Source organism: Paradesertivirga mongoliensis, from assembly GCF_024436395.1.
GTDB classification, from domain to species: domain Bacteria; phylum Bacteroidota; class Bacteroidia; order Sphingobacteriales; family Sphingobacteriaceae; genus Paradesertivirga; species Paradesertivirga mongoliensis.
Genome location: NZ_JAFMZO010000003.1, coordinates 1 through 16166 on the forward strand (window position 1 = coordinate 1; position 16166 = coordinate 16166).

General features: G+C 39.5%; 19 protein-coding genes and 1 pseudogene. 4 read left to right on the forward strand and 16 right to left on the reverse strand.

Translation table 11 applies throughout. The annotated features are described in order from the left end of the window. Positions 1-515 precede the first annotated feature (515 nt). The 8 genes from J3P43_RS11230 to J3P43_RS11265 form a co-directional block, all read right to left on the reverse strand. Positions 516-1070, reverse strand: a complete 555-nt coding sequence (locus J3P43_RS11230; RefSeq protein WP_255902373.1) for a GNAT family N-acetyltransferase — start codon at positions 1068-1070, stop codon at positions 516-518. Between the two features lie 165 nt (positions 1071-1235). Beyond that, positions 1236-1772, reverse strand: coding sequence for a GNAT family N-acetyltransferase (locus J3P43_RS11235; protein WP_255902375.1), 537 nt, complete (start codon positions 1770-1772; stop codon positions 1236-1238). 149 nt (positions 1773-1921) lie between these two features. After that, on the reverse strand, positions 1922-2299 hold the full coding sequence (locus J3P43_RS11240) for a DUF1801 domain-containing protein (protein ID WP_255902377.1): 378 nt from the start codon (positions 2297-2299) through the stop codon (positions 1922-1924). A gap of 28 nt (positions 2300-2327) precedes the next feature. After that, a complete protein-coding gene (locus J3P43_RS11245) occupies positions 2328-2924 on the reverse strand; it encodes a dihydrofolate reductase family protein (protein ID WP_255902379.1) in 597 nt (198 codons plus the stop codon). A 1-nt stretch (position 2925) separates the two neighbouring features. After that, positions 2926-3423: an SRPBCC family protein gene (locus tag J3P43_RS11250; RefSeq protein WP_255902381.1), complete on the reverse strand. Its 498-nt coding sequence runs from the start codon at positions 3421-3423 to the stop codon at positions 2926-2928. Between the two features lie 4 nt (positions 3424-3427). Next, positions 3428-3931: an SRPBCC domain-containing protein gene (locus tag J3P43_RS11255; RefSeq protein ID WP_255902382.1), complete on the reverse strand. Its 504-nt coding sequence runs from the start codon at positions 3929-3931 to the stop codon at positions 3428-3430. Further along, the gene (locus J3P43_RS11260; protein ID WP_255902384.1) at positions 3928-4263 is read right to left on the reverse strand and encodes an ArsR/SmtB family transcription factor; all 336 of its coding nucleotides are present in this window, start codon (positions 4261-4263) and stop codon (positions 3928-3930) included. The genes J3P43_RS11255 and J3P43_RS11260 overlap by 4 nt, the downstream gene beginning before the upstream one ends. A gap of 777 nt (positions 4264-5040) precedes the next feature. Beyond that, positions 5041-5931 carry a family 43 glycosylhydrolase gene (locus tag J3P43_RS11265; protein WP_255902386.1) on the reverse strand — a complete coding sequence of 297 codons (891 nt, stop codon included), beginning with the start codon at positions 5929-5931 and terminating at the stop codon, positions 5041-5043. Between the two features lie 752 nt (positions 5932-6683). On the opposite strand from J3P43_RS11265, the gene J3P43_RS11270 reads away from it, so the two are divergent. Beyond that, positions 6684-7331, forward strand: coding sequence for a class I SAM-dependent methyltransferase (locus J3P43_RS11270; protein WP_255902388.1), 648 nt, complete (start codon positions 6684-6686; stop codon positions 7329-7331). Between the two features lie 301 nt (positions 7332-7632). Here J3P43_RS11270 and J3P43_RS11275 read toward each other — a convergent pair whose 3' ends face one another. Then, a complete protein-coding gene (locus J3P43_RS11275; RefSeq protein ID WP_255902390.1) occupies positions 7633-8343 on the reverse strand; it encodes a CTP synthase C-terminal region-related (seleno)protein in 711 nt (236 codons plus the stop codon). Positions 8344-8348: 5 nt separating this feature from the next. Here J3P43_RS11275 and J3P43_RS11280 point away from each other — a divergent pair, with 5 nt between their 5' ends. After that, positions 8349-8783, forward strand: a complete 435-nt coding sequence (locus J3P43_RS11280) for a hypothetical protein (RefSeq protein ID WP_255902392.1) — start codon at positions 8349-8351, stop codon at positions 8781-8783. Between the two features lie 317 nt (positions 8784-9100). Here the strand turns inward: J3P43_RS11280 and J3P43_RS11285 are convergent. Both J3P43_RS11285 and J3P43_RS11290 read right to left on the reverse strand, forming a co-directional pair. Continuing rightward, a pseudogene (locus tag J3P43_RS11285) lies at positions 9101-9565 on the reverse strand (integrase core domain-containing protein); the annotation flags it as partial. 351 nt (positions 9566-9916) lie between these two features. Next, positions 9917-10183 carry a transposase gene (locus J3P43_RS11290; protein WP_255902394.1) on the reverse strand — a complete coding sequence of 89 codons (267 nt, stop codon included), beginning with the start codon at positions 10181-10183 and terminating at the stop codon, positions 9917-9919. Between the two features lie 179 nt (positions 10184-10362). Between J3P43_RS11290 and J3P43_RS11295 the strand changes: the two genes are divergently transcribed. Continuing rightward, a complete protein-coding gene (locus J3P43_RS11295; RefSeq protein WP_255902396.1) occupies positions 10363-10530 on the forward strand; it encodes a hypothetical protein in 168 nt (55 codons plus the stop codon). Positions 10531-11062: 532 nt separating this feature from the next. Here the strand turns inward: J3P43_RS11295 and J3P43_RS11300 are convergent. Next, positions 11063-11236 (reverse strand): hypothetical protein, encoded by a 174-nt coding sequence (locus tag J3P43_RS11300; RefSeq protein WP_255902398.1) that lies wholly within the window; start codon positions 11234-11236, stop codon positions 11063-11065. Between the two features lie 78 nt (positions 11237-11314). On the opposite strand from J3P43_RS11300, the gene J3P43_RS11305 reads away from it, so the two are divergent. Then, positions 11315-11476, forward strand: a complete 162-nt coding sequence (locus J3P43_RS11305) for a hypothetical protein (RefSeq protein WP_255902400.1) — start codon at positions 11315-11317, stop codon at positions 11474-11476. A 106-nt stretch (positions 11477-11582) separates the two neighbouring features. Here J3P43_RS11305 and J3P43_RS11310 read toward each other — a convergent pair whose 3' ends face one another. The 4 genes from J3P43_RS11310 to J3P43_RS11325 form a co-directional block, all read right to left on the reverse strand. Further along, a complete protein-coding gene (locus J3P43_RS11310) occupies positions 11583-12890 on the reverse strand; it encodes a sialate O-acetylesterase (protein ID WP_255902402.1) in 1308 nt (435 codons plus the stop codon). Between the two features lie 93 nt (positions 12891-12983). Then, positions 12984-13193 carry a hypothetical protein gene (locus tag J3P43_RS11315; protein ID WP_255902404.1) on the reverse strand — a complete coding sequence of 70 codons (210 nt, stop codon included), beginning with the start codon at positions 13191-13193 and terminating at the stop codon, positions 12984-12986. Between the two features lie 7 nt (positions 13194-13200). After that, the gene (locus tag J3P43_RS11320; RefSeq protein ID WP_255902406.1) at positions 13201-14175 is read right to left on the reverse strand and encodes a glycoside hydrolase family 43 protein; all 975 of its coding nucleotides are present in this window, start codon (positions 14173-14175) and stop codon (positions 13201-13203) included. Positions 14176-14219: 44 nt separating this feature from the next. Beyond that, positions 14220-16163, reverse strand: a complete 1944-nt coding sequence (locus tag J3P43_RS11325) for a glycoside hydrolase family 97 protein (protein ID WP_255902408.1) — start codon at positions 16161-16163, stop codon at positions 14220-14222. Positions 16164-16166 lie beyond the last annotated feature (3 nt).

The window sequence follows — 16166 nt, forward strand, 5'->3', positions numbered from 1 at the left end:
TGATGATTTTCTCTTGTGTTGTCATTGCTTAATCTGATTTTAAGTTACTAATTTTATTGTAACTGTCAGATTAAGTCGTGACTACTTCACTTAAAACCCCAACGTGACTCCATCTATAGTCACTAAAGAGAGGCTTTCCTAACTGGGTCAGCCTCTCTTTTTATATTTCTTCATTTTGTGTCTATCTAAGTGCCTTTAAGGATGAAGCAACAAAAGTTACCGAATCAGATCAGCGCAATACTGATTAAGCACGTCGCTGTTAAAAATTCACAAATATTTGCCACCACTGGAATCAGCCAGACACGTTACTTGTGAATCCGCTAGGACGAATCTGATTTTTTGGAGATGTTCGAAAGCTCGAAAAAATGAGACCCTAGGAATGCTAAACTGAAGAAAAACTTTGCAGACAGCATCGGCCCACAAAGTACTAAAAGATCTGACAGAAAGGAAAGTACAACCCAAAAGTCATGGAAGCACAAACTCGCATTTGCAAAACGGCCGTCGCCTGTAGGCCTTTATTTTTGGTCGTAACCCATATCGTAATTTGGATTAAACCACACCATGTGAATTGGTGTATGAAAACAATTCTTTGACAAATATATCTTACGTTCCTGCCTTCCTTCGTTAATAAATCCAAGGCTTTCGTAAAACTTCACATTTCTCTCATTATGCTCTCTTGTATAAAGTTCTACCCTTAAAATGTGAGGAAAACTTGTTTCAACCACATACAAAAACTCTTTAAAGATAATCTTTCCCAAGCCTTGACCTTGTTTTGAGGGATCAATAACAATTGTTAGGTCAGTTAGTAGATGTTGAAACGCGTAGATTTTGGGCGTAGCTGCGTGTATTTCTCCTACAATTTGATATTCATTTACAGCAACTAAAATTAAACCGTTATCAATAGATTCTTCTAAAAAATTGGAAACATATTGTTCAGTGATTTCGCTTGGGTTGCGGATAATGCCGTCCGGAACAATTGCCAATTTTTTGTACAGCGAAAATATTTGTTCATTATCATTGATTGTAGCTTTTCTAACTATCATTTTTTTTGCTATTATGCTCACCTCCATGCTTATAGCTTACTCCCCGCCCGTATTAGCATTTTCTTGTCGCCCAGAACCAAATTAATTAAAAAGGATAACAGAACAACAACCACCTCGCCTCGATATAAATTCAGACCTTCGAGTTTGCAGTCGACTCGCACCTAAAGCACCTAATGGTACCGGTGGGCCGCGTTAGTCGCCAGCGATAGCTAATTCAAGTAAAGCCACACTTAAATTTCGATTCTGAATTGGAAGTTCAAAATCATTAGTTGTCTTATAATATTCAATAAACTTAAATCCGAATGATTTATAGTAGTCAATGATTCTTTTGTTTTCTGCCCAAGTATCCATTCGGACATATTTCATCCCTTTTGTCTTGGCAAATTGCTTGGCCCAAGCAAGGACCTTGTCAAACAGTCTGTGTCCCTTGAAATCTTGATTGACAACAATTCTGTGCAGATAAATAGCGTTACCTTCATCTCTTTCTCGCCAGATCAAAGGGTCATTAAATTGAATGCTGAAAACGCAGTGAATGGCATTACCACACACAATTTTGTATTGCAACCCATTCTTAATGTCCTTCTCCAGTACATCTTTGTCAATATCGTCCCAAACCGTGTAGCCCTCTCTCCCTTGCAAATCCATAGCCCGCTCAAACAGCCAAATACAGTCTGCAAAGTCCGCCTTAGTTGTATTAATGATTTTAAACTCTGTCTTGCTTGTTTCCACACCGTAAGGTTAAAAAGTCTATCCCTATTAAAGTGTTTCTTAAATTACCAGCTTCTGAATCACCTTTTCCGGCAATTTAATATAAACTACATACGTACATTTTTATCACTTTGCAGCCAGATTACAATCCCATCGCGGATGTATTTCAGCTACCATTTCTGATCCAAATCCGCAGCTTCTTTTAGTAAACGGGAAACGTCATTGATATTTATTTCAGTTGGTGATAGATAAACTCTGTAATAAATCCTCTTATTAGTTCCACGAGTGAGATAATTAGCCGCATCTTGGAGCTTACTCCCATACCAAAACCCAAGCAAAACTCCCTGTTTAATTCCTCCTCTTGGAACAGTTGAAGGCCATATAATACATATTCCCTTTTTACCATAAAAGAACGGAACATTGTAAGATATTTTCTCTTTGCAATAGCTGGGAAGAGTCTCGATGATTATTTCCCTCAACACATCCACTATTATTCTTTCTTCCTCTGGAAGAATGGAAAATAGTTCCGCATAATTCCTAATTCTCATGTGGATTATGCAGAACTATTAAAATTGCTTAAGCACCATACGTTCCTGTCCTTACTTCGCCAGTCCGATTGTAATAGGCGAGTATTACGCCCTTTTCTGTAATTTCACTTTCAGTCAAGGCAAGTTCTGTAGCAATTCTGCCCTCTTTAAATAATTTTTTTCCTTCACCAAGAATGACAGGGTGAATTCGAAGATGGAGTTCATCCACTAAATCATTTTCCAGAAGAAGCTGAATAAGTTCACTACTGCCCCAAACATGAATATCAACGCCGTTCGAATTCTTGAGCTTCTTGAGGTCTTCTAATTTATTAAGAAAAACCGTATTTTTCCAATCTGACTTTTCTAGGGTGTTGGAAAAGACATATTTCGTACCCTCAGTAATTTGTGGCCACATATCCGCTCGTTGTGGCCAAACAGAATAAAAAATCTCAAATGTCTTTCTGCCTAAAAGATATTCTGCATTTGCATCCATATATCTTTTTACTGCCTTACCACTAACTTCGTCTGCGTGTGGAACACTCCAGCCACCAAATTCAAATCCGCCTGATGCATCTTCATTGGGGCCTCCCATTCCCTGCATTACTCCATCTAGTGTAATGTTTGTCGTAACAATTATTTTTCTCATGTTATTTATATTTATTTTTTAAATGTTTCTCTAATAAACTTAAAATCAACGCAAATCTATTCTGGAATCCATTTCTGATCATGGTTTCCATACGTTCCAAAGATTCGTTAACGATGGTAATACTGAGTTTAGTTACCCCGTTTTGTTCACTGAAATGGTAGTTCCACTCAGATCCTGGTAATTGCGGGTTTTCATCTTTATCTGCGAAGTAATTGTGGAACTTAAAACTGCTCTTTGGTGTAATCGATGTGTATTTTTGAATTATCCAGTTTTCCCCTTCATCAGGGCAACCCATCGCATAAAACCTTTGCCCCCCAACTACAAAATCCATATACTTTGTTTTTGAAACAAGAGGAGGCGTAGCTTCCCATTGGTCGATCAACTCAGGCTTCGTAAATGCGTCCCAAACCAATTCAAGTTCAGCTGCAAACTCGCGACCTATGGTTATGGTTTTGCTAAGCTTGTCCACATGAAAGTCAAATTGAAGATCTTGATTCATCACTTCATTTGTTTAAATCAATAAGTAGTTCGTCCAAATTATTGAAGCACTCAGCCATACCATCCTGGTGATTTCCTCCAATCATCCTTTCAAAAGCTTCTAGAGATGTATATTGAACCGTCTTTTTGAGAGTAGTAATACCATTAGTATCCGTAAAAACTAAGTGACTTTCTGAACCAAAAGAGTCGGAACTTACATTTCCATCTTTATCGGAAAAAGCAGACTTGTATTGGATATCCGTTTTGAGAGTTATGGCAGTGTATTTTTCAACAGACCAGAATTCTTTTCCCCCGGGGATGCTTATGGCATACAATCTGCGACCTCCAACGGTAAAATCCATTTCTTTTGTATTCGACACTACCGGTCTTGGTGCATACCATCGATCGATTAAATCAGCTTTTGTAAAGGCATCCCATACTAAAGATGCTTTAGCTGCAAACTCTCTCGTGTAGTACTCTGTTCGGGTTTCCTTGTTAACTCTCCAATCAAATGCTAACTCTCTATTCATTTTTTTTGCTTTTTTATTGTTGCTAAAACATTGTCTAGTTGATTAAATCTCACTTCCCACATTTTTCTGTATTGGCTAAGCCATTGATCAATTTCTTTCATCTTTTCTAATTCAAGTGAGTAATAAATCTCTCGGCCCTGAAACTTCTGTTTTACAAGCTGGCATTCGGCAAGAACGCGCAAATGTTTCGACACAGCTTGTCGTGTAATGTTGAAGTTTTCAGCAATAGCATTCGGGGTCATTGCTTGCAACGCTACCAAAGCAATAATAGCTCGCCTTGTCGGGTCTGCAATGGCTTGAAAAATATCTCGTTTCGTTTGACTTTCAATCATCTTGCGCAACTCTGTGGTTGCAAATATATATGCAACTTTTGGGTTTCGCAAATCTTTTTTTTTTAACTATTGATGGCGAATTAGCCTTTTAAAATGTAGGCTATTCATTTACTAGCATAAATCCATTCGTTATGCTATTATTTAGTATAAATATCAGTATGCGGGCACAAATGTATTTCTATCAAAAAGCTGGAGAAATGGCAGCAAAAGTTACCCCCCAAGATGAAATTAAGTCCCGAGACAGCGTGCTATTTGACAAAACAACTTATATTAAACGCCATAAACATATTCAAAAGCGTTTCACTCTTCCACCTTCACAGTGAGTTCTCGTGATACAAGTAGAGAAAACTACAGCTTCTAGGAAGTCGCAGTGTATATTACAATTGGCTACTGAGATATGCAGGTTGATATTACCTATAGTCAAAAGCATGGCTGACCAAGATACGTAATGAGAAAAGTCACACTTCACATAAACCAGCCAATAATCAGTCGGCAGAACTGAATCTGCATCCTTTCCTTTCTATGGCATGAAGCCATTAGAAGATTGGAGCACAAACAAGCAGTGAACGAGATTGCTTTGAGCCGGGCCATTAGACTCTTAGTTCGTTTAAAAAATTTCGGAAAGACGTTAGGGAAGTATTTAAGTCAGGATTTGAACAATAATTCGATTCAATGGTCATATTCATAGTCTAAAACATGGCATGATTCCTTGCTTCTTATCGATTAAGTGTTTAAAAAACAGTTTCCTTGCCGCAGTCTCTGTAACGACACCTCAGATTAGATACTCACCGGCTCAATGCCTTCAGACGTCATCATAACTTTCTTGATCGTGCCGTCGTTGTTGTAGTGTAAGTAATCCATACAAACAGACCGTCTATGACTCCCGCCATCTTTCAATCCCCCGTTATGATAGAAAAAGTAAGATTTTTCACTTATATCAAGGGTTGCTGGCCTATTCGTTTCGCAGTTACCCGCTAATTCATTTACCAGACCCATGAATTTCCATGGACCATAAATACTTTCGCTCATTGCATATGCCACACGTTCAGGAGTCCCATATCCATACATCAGGTAATAATTTCCGTTACGTTTATAGACGTGTGAACCTTCGTTGAATTCGGGGAGTGATATCTGCTTTATTTCTCCCTTTAATTCCAGAAGGTCTTCACTAAGTTGCGAATAAAGGCAACGGCCATTTCCCCAGAATATGAAAGCCCTTCCATCATCGTCGATTATCACGCTAGGATCAAGATTCGCTTTCTCACCCGCTTCTACGGGAAGCATATCTCCGGTGATAAGTGCCGCACCCTTTGCATCGAAGAAAGGCCCCGTGGGTCTTTCCGAGACAGCAATTCCAATAGCCTTCCCGGGAATAGTCTTATGAGAAACCGCGGTGAAAAAATAGAACAGATTATTGTAGTATATGATCTTTGAGGCAAAGGCGTCCCCGGAGGCCCATGTGTAGTCTTTGGCAGCTAACGGACTTGGATGCTCGACCCAGTTTACCAAATCCCTCGATGAAAAGCACAGCCAATTCGTCATAATATACTCCTCTCTTTCCACCGGACACTCGTCATGCCCGGTGTATAAATAAACCACCCCATCATGTTCAATTAAGGTTGGGTCAGAGGTAAAAACGTGCCGAATTATTGGATTGTTCGTTTTCATAATTCACGAGATTTCTTCAGATTATCAAACAAGTTTATAGCAAAAGGTTTTGGAAATCATCACAGAAGGTCCTTGAGAACTTTAGCAGTTCAGACATGGCAAGGCGACTGTAAGGACTGTTTTTTTGGCAATACAGCTGAAAATGAGTAATCCATAAAGCTGGCTCCAGATGCTCTAGCCCCCTTCACATCAGTCAGACTAGTTGCTTTCTATACATGCACCAATATCTCGCGTAGCCCATTTGGGAAGAGTTCAGTTAACTACAGAGAGAAATTGCATGAGGATTTGTTCCCCAGGATCGATATTTAACCTACAGTTATAAGCGATTGGCGCGCTGTCGCATTTAGCCCTTATATTGTCGCAATATACTTCCTAAAGTCTCGTGCCCCCGCCCGAATTTTACATCATTTAAACATAATAATATGAAGCACAGCAGTGACAAAATTTCTATTGCAATCATGATCGTAACCTCCTGTCAATAACAAGAATGAACTATGTCGAAGTTACTCTAAGGGAAATCGCAACCGACCTCTTTACTATCGAATCCGACGGATCCATTCAGCGGCCATTCAATTTCCAATCTCGTTCCGTAACGCTAGATTTTATTGATTTTCATATTTTGGCCGACTTGATTCACTGAAGCCGAGAAAAGACTATTGGAAGAACTAACCGCTCTTTACTAGAGAGCTGAAGCGCTCAAAGCAAATCTCGAATTAGTTGACCGGATGTGTTTTGAATTTTTACGAACGGCTTTGCGTAAAAAAGACATTGATCTCAATCAGGTTATCTATGATTGTATACGAACCCTAAACCAAAACACAAATAAGATCGGGTATGATGTTCTGGACGAATTCATCAACGGATTGATTTGTACAGACGATCCCCCAGAAGCCAGGCTCTCATTGAAAGAGGGCATGGTGCAATATCAGAAAACACCCGCTAGGATTATATTGGAACTTGTATCTATCGTTCAGAATAGACAGATAAAAAAGTTTGTTGACCTTGGCTCCGGTTTGGGTCAACCCGTTATACTTTTCACCCTTTTGACAGGAACAAGATGCTTCGCCATTGAATACGAGCCAACCTACCGTGAGTATGCGAAACGTTGCGCTTCGCAGCTAGGGATTGACACTGTCACTTTTATAAATGTAGACGCTCGCAATTTAGATTATCCCGACAATGCAGTTTTCTATATATACACTTCGCTTGAGGGTATTCTGTTAGAAGAAATATTAAAAAAAATTGAGCGAAAGTCACTCCATATGCCCATCAGTCTGTTTACGTACGCCCCCTGTTCTTCAGTCATAGCTAAAAAAAGCTGGCTCCATTGCTCAAATGGCAATCCGATTGATCCTCATTCCCTTTGCGAATTCACTAGCTTACCTCCCTTATACCTTTAGTAAATACGGCGATTGACAAAATGGAAGTTAGGCTTGATTAAATAAACAGCTTTAAAAATCTGAAACATGATAAACAGGACGGCCTTATGTAGTTTGCTTGATGGTAAGATCAAACTGCTTTACGTAAATGCAGCTAACAAACAAATCACAACACGACCTTCGTTATCTTCTGTTAAAGCTTGCTCCAGAGATACCGGGAAAAGATCGTTTTGAGAACAACTGCTTCCTGGTATAGTACTGAAGTAATCAAATGTATAATAGAAAAAGAACCACGTCCCTCGGGCATCATGCAAACCTGACATTAGATGTTTGTGCCTTTTTCTTTCGCAATGATTTTTAAAAATGCTGTTACTAATTTATGTGGATTTTCTTCTGTTGAATTGTCCTGTGGCACAAACAATGTCGCAATAAAAAACAAATGATTTTCTAACTCCAAAATTCTTGCTTCTTTGAGATTGTCAGTGCCAACAATTTTAAACCCTTTATCGGCAAGTTGATTTTGATATTTAGGGTTTAGTCCAAAGTTGCAATAGTATTTTTCTCTTATTTTATCTGTTTCAAAAATTTGAAATGTTTTTGATGATTTGTCGGTAAGCTCAATTTCAAGAGTTTGTCCTGCTAATGAACAACCTAAAGGATTTACAACAAGTTTAGAAGAATACGGGTCATATTCAGCGTGTTCAGCCTCTGTAATTCCTAATACATTCCTTGCAAATTCAATTACCATATGTTGAAATCCGCCGCAAGTCCCAATTGTCGGTATATTTTTCTCTCTCGCATGATGAATGATTTTCAAAGCCCCTTTCATGCTTCTGTAAGGACTTCCTGGCGCTATCCAAAATCCGTTATAGGTTCGAATAATCTGGTCAAAATCACTTTCAATAATGTCAGTTGAAAGCCATTCAAATTCAATCTTTATATTATATTTTTTGATGGAATGTAGTATAGCTTCATTTGTCGCTTGATGTGGTCGAAAATCCTCATTATAGTCTCCTATTATCGCTAATTTCATCGTCAATGCGATATAAAGCTGAAGAAGTAAATCATGTATTCTTTAATGAAATAAAACGATATGCGCCAAAGCCTGGTGTTGATGAAGTTTGCAAAGAAGTTATTCTTGATCTATATAATTCAGACTTTGCCTCTAAAGGTGATGGAAGAAGAGAAGTTCTTGACAAAATAGATGCTCTTACCAAAAGGCAAAAAAACGCAATGGAGCTTTTATTAAAAGGGGATTTAGACGAAATTGAATACAAGGAGATAAAATTAGACTGCGAAGCTAAAATAAATGCTCTGGAAGCTAAACTGAGTGACTTTTCCATAAAAAATATCAACATTGCAGATGACCTCGATAAACTGCGTTCACCCGAGCGGTTCGATGTTGCAGATTCCTCTCGTTATTTTTCCATCATTCCATATACGCTGTATCTATACAATTACCAACTCACTTAATTAAACCGGGTTCAAGCTTTGATCCATCATTTACTTACGCAAGTACGCAAGTTTGCATTTTTAAGCGTTTTTTATGCAATAATAAACGCAATACATCGTAAAACAAATTTTTATAGTAAAAAAATTTGTTTTCCTGCTTTCAACCAGAAGACTAAAAGATTGAAATTGAGTTCCAGTTGATCTATAAATGCTACTAGTATTGATAGTATCTAAAGATAAGTCATATGAGATAGGGTTGAATTCTTCAACACTGAGAAAACTAAACTTTATAGTTGAATGTAGGTACCCCACTTTTCCGACAATGCTAAACTAAACAATTACGCACTCCTTTTTTGTTTGAATTCTATGGGCGAGCAGTCGCCCAGACTGGAGTGTGGATGACTGTTGTTGTAATCATCTCTCCATTCATCTGCAATATTCTGCACCTGTTCCAGATTTTCGAAGATATAGGCATCCAGGACATCTTTTCGGAAGGCGTTATTGAAACGCTCACAATAACCGTTCTGCGTCGGTTTGCCCTTTTGTATCCGGAAGTGCTGAATGGAGGAATCATTGCAAAAGCCCTCAAATGCTTTTGCAATGAATTCCGTGCCATTATCGGTGCGAATGCTGTCCGGCCTACCGTACCAGTCTATCAGACGTTCGAGTAATTGCACCACCTTCTGTGAGGGAAAGCTGAAGGCTGCATGACACATCAGCGCTTCCCGGTTATAGTCATCTATGACGTTGAGTATGCGTACCTTCCGACCATTTTCGAGCCTGTCTTCCATAAAGTCAGCGCTCCAGGTTTGTTGGGTGCAAGGAGTTGTAACAAAGGGAGCTTTTGCGGGTTGGGAAGACGCCGCTTAATCTTTCTTCTCCGCCTGTTCATACCCAGCGTGACGTATACCCGCTCAATTCGCTTGTGGTTCCACATTATACCCTCTCTGCGGATCCGTTTTGTGTACTCGGGACAACCACGTGTGGGCAGTTTAGTGGCATAATAATGAAGCCGCCCTCCACTTCGGTGTCATCTCTCCGGGGCTGATAATAATACCCTGAACGATCTAAGTCAACCAGTCTGCAGGCCCTGACAATACTGATCTTTTCCTCATCTCTAATACTCTCCAGCAGATCTCGTTTCTGACAGGGCCTTAGAGCTTTTTTTCGATTACATCTTTCAATATCCGATGATCAAGACTTAGCTCTGCATACATCTGCTTCAGTTTAGCATTCTCCCACTCCATATCCTTGAACTTGCGAAGCATCGCTGAATCCATGTCCTCATATTTTCGCTTCCACAAATAAAACGTGTTCTGGCTTACTCCAAGTTCACGGCAGATATCCGCCGCTTTCTTACCAGCAGCGTGTTCTTTCAAAACTCCGCTGATCTGGCTCTCTTTAAAGTTTGACTTCTTCATTTTACTAATCTTTTAAATTGTCGGAGTTTTGGGGGGACTTACAATAGGAATATTGTGTATTCTGCAGGCTGTTATGCAGGGCCTTTGTTTTAAGCTGCCCGATTCATTATAATCCAAGCTGCTTAAGATAACCGCTCCCTGGCTATAGATATTGGAAGTGGTGGTCATCTTCTTCCTAAATGGCCATACGTGTAGCCGTTTACGATCGTGGTAGTGACACTGTTTGCCGTATGGCTGCGCGTACTGGCCATCAGCTCCCATGCAAAGTTGTACGTGTTGGTAATAACATCGGTTCTGCCCAGGTGGTTCTCAGCCTTGGTTTGGAAACTCTGCCTTTATCGTCATAAAAACTATTACTCAGCAGCAACGTACTACTCCCCAGGACATTCACCCTGGTACCGGTAGGCAGTCCCCTGGTTTTGCTGTTGGGTGATACGCCTGAAGCGCCCAGGGTATTGTTGTAAAGTCAGCACGAACTTTCTATCTTCTGGGGGGCAGTTTGCTCCGGAATCGGGTGGTCAGTTTACTTCGGAATAGTGGGTCAGTTTACTCCGTTTTTTCCACGTATACTGCCAAACTTAAGGAACCTATCTGAAATCTATGAAAAAGGAAACATAACTCAGAAGCATACATTGCTTCGGGGAGTGGTCAAAGATAGTCTGCTATGGGGTGACGGCTCATTTATAACTGCTTTTATAGACCCCACCTTCTACGATAACATACTGACAGTCAAACGGAAAGGACTGCTCTTTCATGAGTAACCCTTTCGAAATTCGGACAATTTTCCGTTTAGTACCCAAAGCCGTATTAATGTCGAACCATTTTGTTGATGATCTAAAAAAAATAGCCGCGTTAAGTGGTTCTATGACACATCAAGGATTAACAAAGCCGAATCAGGTCCAACCGAACTGCTGTTATACGAGCATCTCTAATATCTATTGTTCCGGCAGTACGGGTATCAATTCCTTTTTTTGACACCAAGGCGATTACCTTTGGAGTATTGGCAGCTTTCAATGTAGCTGCATCGATACCTGGAGTGGCATCATACTCCATTAATGTTACAAATTAGCCATTAGCCGATTGGGAACTGTAACCTTAAGACTGATTATTGCCCGATAAAACGAAAGCCGCATGAGCTCTCTTGCCAGAAACGGAAGAGGGACAGATTGCACCAACAACGCAGTTGTTGTCTATTCATCCATAAACACCGAAGCCGCTTTATCACTCAAATTAGAATTTCCATCTCCAACCCTCACTACCAATAAGTTGTTTGTCTCAAAATCTATAGGCTGAGATTCTGAGCACAAGATTTTACTGTAAATAAGGATAAGACCACAATGGATCATGATAAAATTATTTTTAATTTCATGGTTCGTATTGATATGTGTTAAACTTTAGATTAATTACTCCAATTGTCTGTACGGAAAGGTGTTACTGGCAATCCATTACTGTTAAATAAATTAGGCATAGCGATATCTGTGAATCCAAATCGCACTGCTTCTGGCTTTTTCACGTTTTTAGAAGACACCTCTAACGTATTACCTTTTATTGATCCTTTTGCATTGTAGAAATTACCGTCGCTGCCTGCTATCTGTATTTCCGTTATTTCTTTTCCTTTTACAGAAAGTCCTTTTTCCAGATATTTAAAATGAAGGATTATTTTACGCCCTTTAATCTCTGACCTATCGTAAACAGGGCTCCTATAGTCTGTTTTATGCTTTCCGTAGGTTTCTACTAATGCTAAATCTGCCAACCTGTTTGCTACCTCTACCTTTTTTTCCGGGTGTATATTTTTGATGTCGGGCACCAAATCTGAAATAACTGCCATGCCTGTTTTGGATAACAATAGCACTTTAGTTTGTTGCTCCCTTAAAAGGGCCGAAAGATTCCTTGTTCCTGTTTTGTAATCGTGAGGCGCTATCTGAACATAATAGAAAGGAAAATCGTAACCCCATGCTTTTCGCCATGATTGTATCATCGCCGAAAAAAGCTGGCTGTAACCTTGCCATGTAGGCACATTTGATTCGCCTTGATACCAATATGCACCCGCTATTCGATAACCTACTAACGGGTAAACCATAGAGTTCCATAAACTTCCAGGTGTATGCGGACGACTTATATCTGGTTTCTGCAGGTCTGCATAAGACTTTAGAAGCGAATTACTGTTAATCACCTCTTCCGGTGTCCATACTTCCGCAGGCGTACCTCCCCAACTCGAATTGATTACTCCTATAGGTACATTCAATTCTTTCTGCAATTTTTTGGCAATAAAATATGCAATGGAACTAAATCCTTTGACAGTCTCTGGATTTGCAGTTTTCCATGAAGCGACTAAATCGTCTTGCGGATTTAACGAACTGACATTTGGAATATGTAAAATCCTTATCTTATTGTTATTGATAGTAGGTAATTCATCCAGCATTTCCTGATGATTATTTAGTGAATTCCAAACCATGTTAGATTGTCCCGAACATAACCATACTTCCCCTATCAAAACATCTTGCAGTACAATCCTGTTATCAGGAGCGATAAACGTAATTGTATACGGACCTCCAGCTCCGGGAGTCTTTAATGTCGCTCTCCAATTTGCATATCCATCTGTCCGCACTTTAACCGTATCTTTTGACCACGAAGGAATAATCTGGATAAATTGAGATGCTCCAGCCCATCCCCAAATACTTACTTCCGAGTTTTGCTGTAAAACCATATGGCTAGAAAAAAAAGATGGTAATCTAACTGCTCCTTGCACAGATACAGCTAAACATAAAATTGTAATTACTAATAAAGCTTGTTTTCTCATTTATTCATTTTTAAAATTTAAACACATAATCGCCTGAAGGCACTTTAAAACAAGGCTTCCTTTAACATTATGCAGATATTCTATTTCTTTAATGGTGGAAATAGCCTTATTGCCTTCTTCTATATCTTTAAGTGAAGAGGCTGGACGATATATTTCCGCGCTGCTGTTTGCCGGTATGGAAACCGGCATAATATTCTGTCCTTGTGGCATGCCATCGTCAATTGTCTATGACAACTGGCCACCCGTCTTTATATTTAATAGGTCGAATTAACATTACCCGGTCTGAATTTTTTGCTTTATTGGTTTGTTTATCTAAAGGAATGGCATGGTAAGCTATATAAACTTTTCCTTGCTTATCTCTAAAAATTGAGTTATGCCCCAGAGCAAGCCAGCTATCATTCTTTTCAAGGATTACGCTGTTTCCACTTCCATTATGCTCTCCCAGTCTTCTAAAAGGTCCTGTGGCCTTTTTTGCTCTCGCTACCAATACAGCATAATTTGCATTCTCTCCGCAACAATTATCTCCTGAATAATAGAGATAGTATTTACCCTTATGATAGTCTACCCACGCACCTTCTACCAAACGATCGTACTTTTTTTCCTCGTCTGTATTGATCAAAGGCTGCGGCTTAGACCCTGCTTTAAAAGCGCGCCAATCCTCATTCAATTCCTGTACCTTGATTGGCTGATGGCCAGATCCCCAATAAAGCAACTTCCTGCCTGATTCGGGGTCAACGAACGCGAATGGATCGATATTGATAAATCCTTCACCTGAGATTAGGGGAGAGCCTTTATCAATAAAGGGACCTTCCGGCTTGTCAGAAAAAGCAACACCAATACATTTACCTGTGTTCTCCCCTTGTTCCCCTGAATAGAATAAAACGTATTTATCTATTTTCTTATCAAATAAAACATGAGGAGCCCAAAAATCTTTCGTCGCCCAGCTAGGCTTTTGAGGCAGGGCATCACCCTCAATATTCCAGTTTTGAAGATCCGTGGAAGAGGCAACCGGTATATTATAGTTCTTCCCGTTTATTCCTCCATTAGTAGCATACGCAAAGTACTTATCGCCTACCCGGATAATCGTTGGATCTGGAAAATTTGCATTTAATACAGGGTTGTTAAGATGTGTTTGTGAGAAACTAATAGAAACAGTTATTGCAAAGGCAATGATAAAAAATAGTCTTTTCATTTATTTTATTAGATATACTTTCGCCAGATTGTTTTGTTCAAGAGTTACTTTCTTTTTATTATAGCCACCCATCCGCCTCCCGGAGCCATTTTTATACTTAGTTTGCTTTGGTTGGTAATATTTAAATTTACTTTCTTATAATCATTCCCATTGCGGTGTGCATTTACTCCGTCCTGCACAATTTCTGCCTCAAAATTACCTCCAGGTAAAAAAGAAAAGTCAACAGTGAAGTCTCTAGGGTCCCAGTCTGTCATACCGCCTATATACCAGTTATCCCCTTTACGCCGGGCGGTAAGAATGTAATCCGAAACTTTAGCTGAAATTACATGTGTTTCATCCCAGGTAACTGGTATTCTTGATATAAAATCGGCAGACTCATCCTCTTTGTAATAGTTGGTTGGGCTGTCTGCCAGCATTTGTAACAGGCTTTCATAAACCACATACATAGCCAACTGATGGCACCGTGTTCCCATGCTCATCGGGGTCTCAAATATATCCCGAAAACTATGTTTGTTAGCATTATTCATTGCTCCTGGAGTATAGTCCATAGGGCCAGCTACCATTCTGGTAAAAGGGATTGTTACATTATGTTCAGGGGTAATGGAGTGTGTCCATTTATTCTGTTCCAACCCTTTTACTCCTTCATGGCTCATTATATTCGGATATTTCCGATGCATCCCTCCCGGTTTAAAAGAACCGTGAAAATTTACAAGCAGCTTTCGTTCTGCACAAGCTTTAGCCAGTCTTTCATAGTAATTTACCATACCTTGGTCACTTCGCTGCATGAAATCCACTTTTATACCTTTTACTCCCCAGGCAGCAAAGCGATCTAATAGTTTATTCATATCATTATCCAAAGGTTTCCACAACGACCATAAAATAATTCCTACATTTTTGGTTTTTCCGTAATCCACCAGTTCCGGAATATTAATGGCTTCGGTAGATTCCATCAAATTGGTAGTCGAAGCGGACCAGCCCTCATCCAGAATAATATACTCGAGGCTATACTTGGAAGCAAAATCAATATAATATTTATAGGTTTTGGTATTAATTCCCGCAGGGAAATCAACGCCATAAATATTATTAGCATTCCACCAATCCCATGATACTTGGCCTGGCTTAATCCAGCTCGTCTCCTTTATAACAGAGGGGGTTGATAGTTTATAAACCATATCGCTTTCTGCTAATTTCCTGTCGTCATTCGTAATTGTAAATACTCTCCAGGGCAAGTTGCGGGTTCCAGCAGTTTTTGCAATATAATCCGCTTCTTTAACGATATTTTCCATTCTATCACCGCTTTGAACAGCTTCAAGCACTACAGGCGGAAACTTTGCTTTAAGCGAGTTTGTTCCCGTTGCTTCTAAAAACATATTAGGATAATCTAACACGTCGGCATCTGTTATCAGAACACGTATATTATTTTTAGTAGTAGCCAACATCGGTAAGGAGCAAAATTGCTTGGATGTGAAAGCAGAAAGGGCATTTTCCAGATATGGCCGTTCATTATCCGACAGGGTGCTTTGTTCTTCAGGAAACAACACACGTGTGGCTTGGGGAAAGTTAATTTGGAGACTTTCTTGGTTAACCAAAATATCCTTTACAAAACTTGTTTTAAAACGATAAGCCAAACCGTCATTGTATACACGAAAAACCAGTCCGTTATTATTCTTCAATTCCAAAGTAATCTCACTATAATTATTATCAACAATTTTCGACTTTCGGGCAACCTCTGCCGGTATAGGTGCATTTACCTGTTGCCGCTTTGATCTTACTACAGCGGTATTTAATTCACGCGAGTTAACTGTAAGGGATATTGTACTGGGGAAGATGACTTCTTCATTATGTAAGTTAACACTCCATTGTATATCCTTTTTGCTAATAGTAACTGATAATTTTAGCTTTCCATCTGGCGAAGCCAAGGTATATTGTTGTGCAACTGAGGCTTTTACTGCCAGAAAAAAAACGATGCTTAATAAGAAAAACTTCATCCG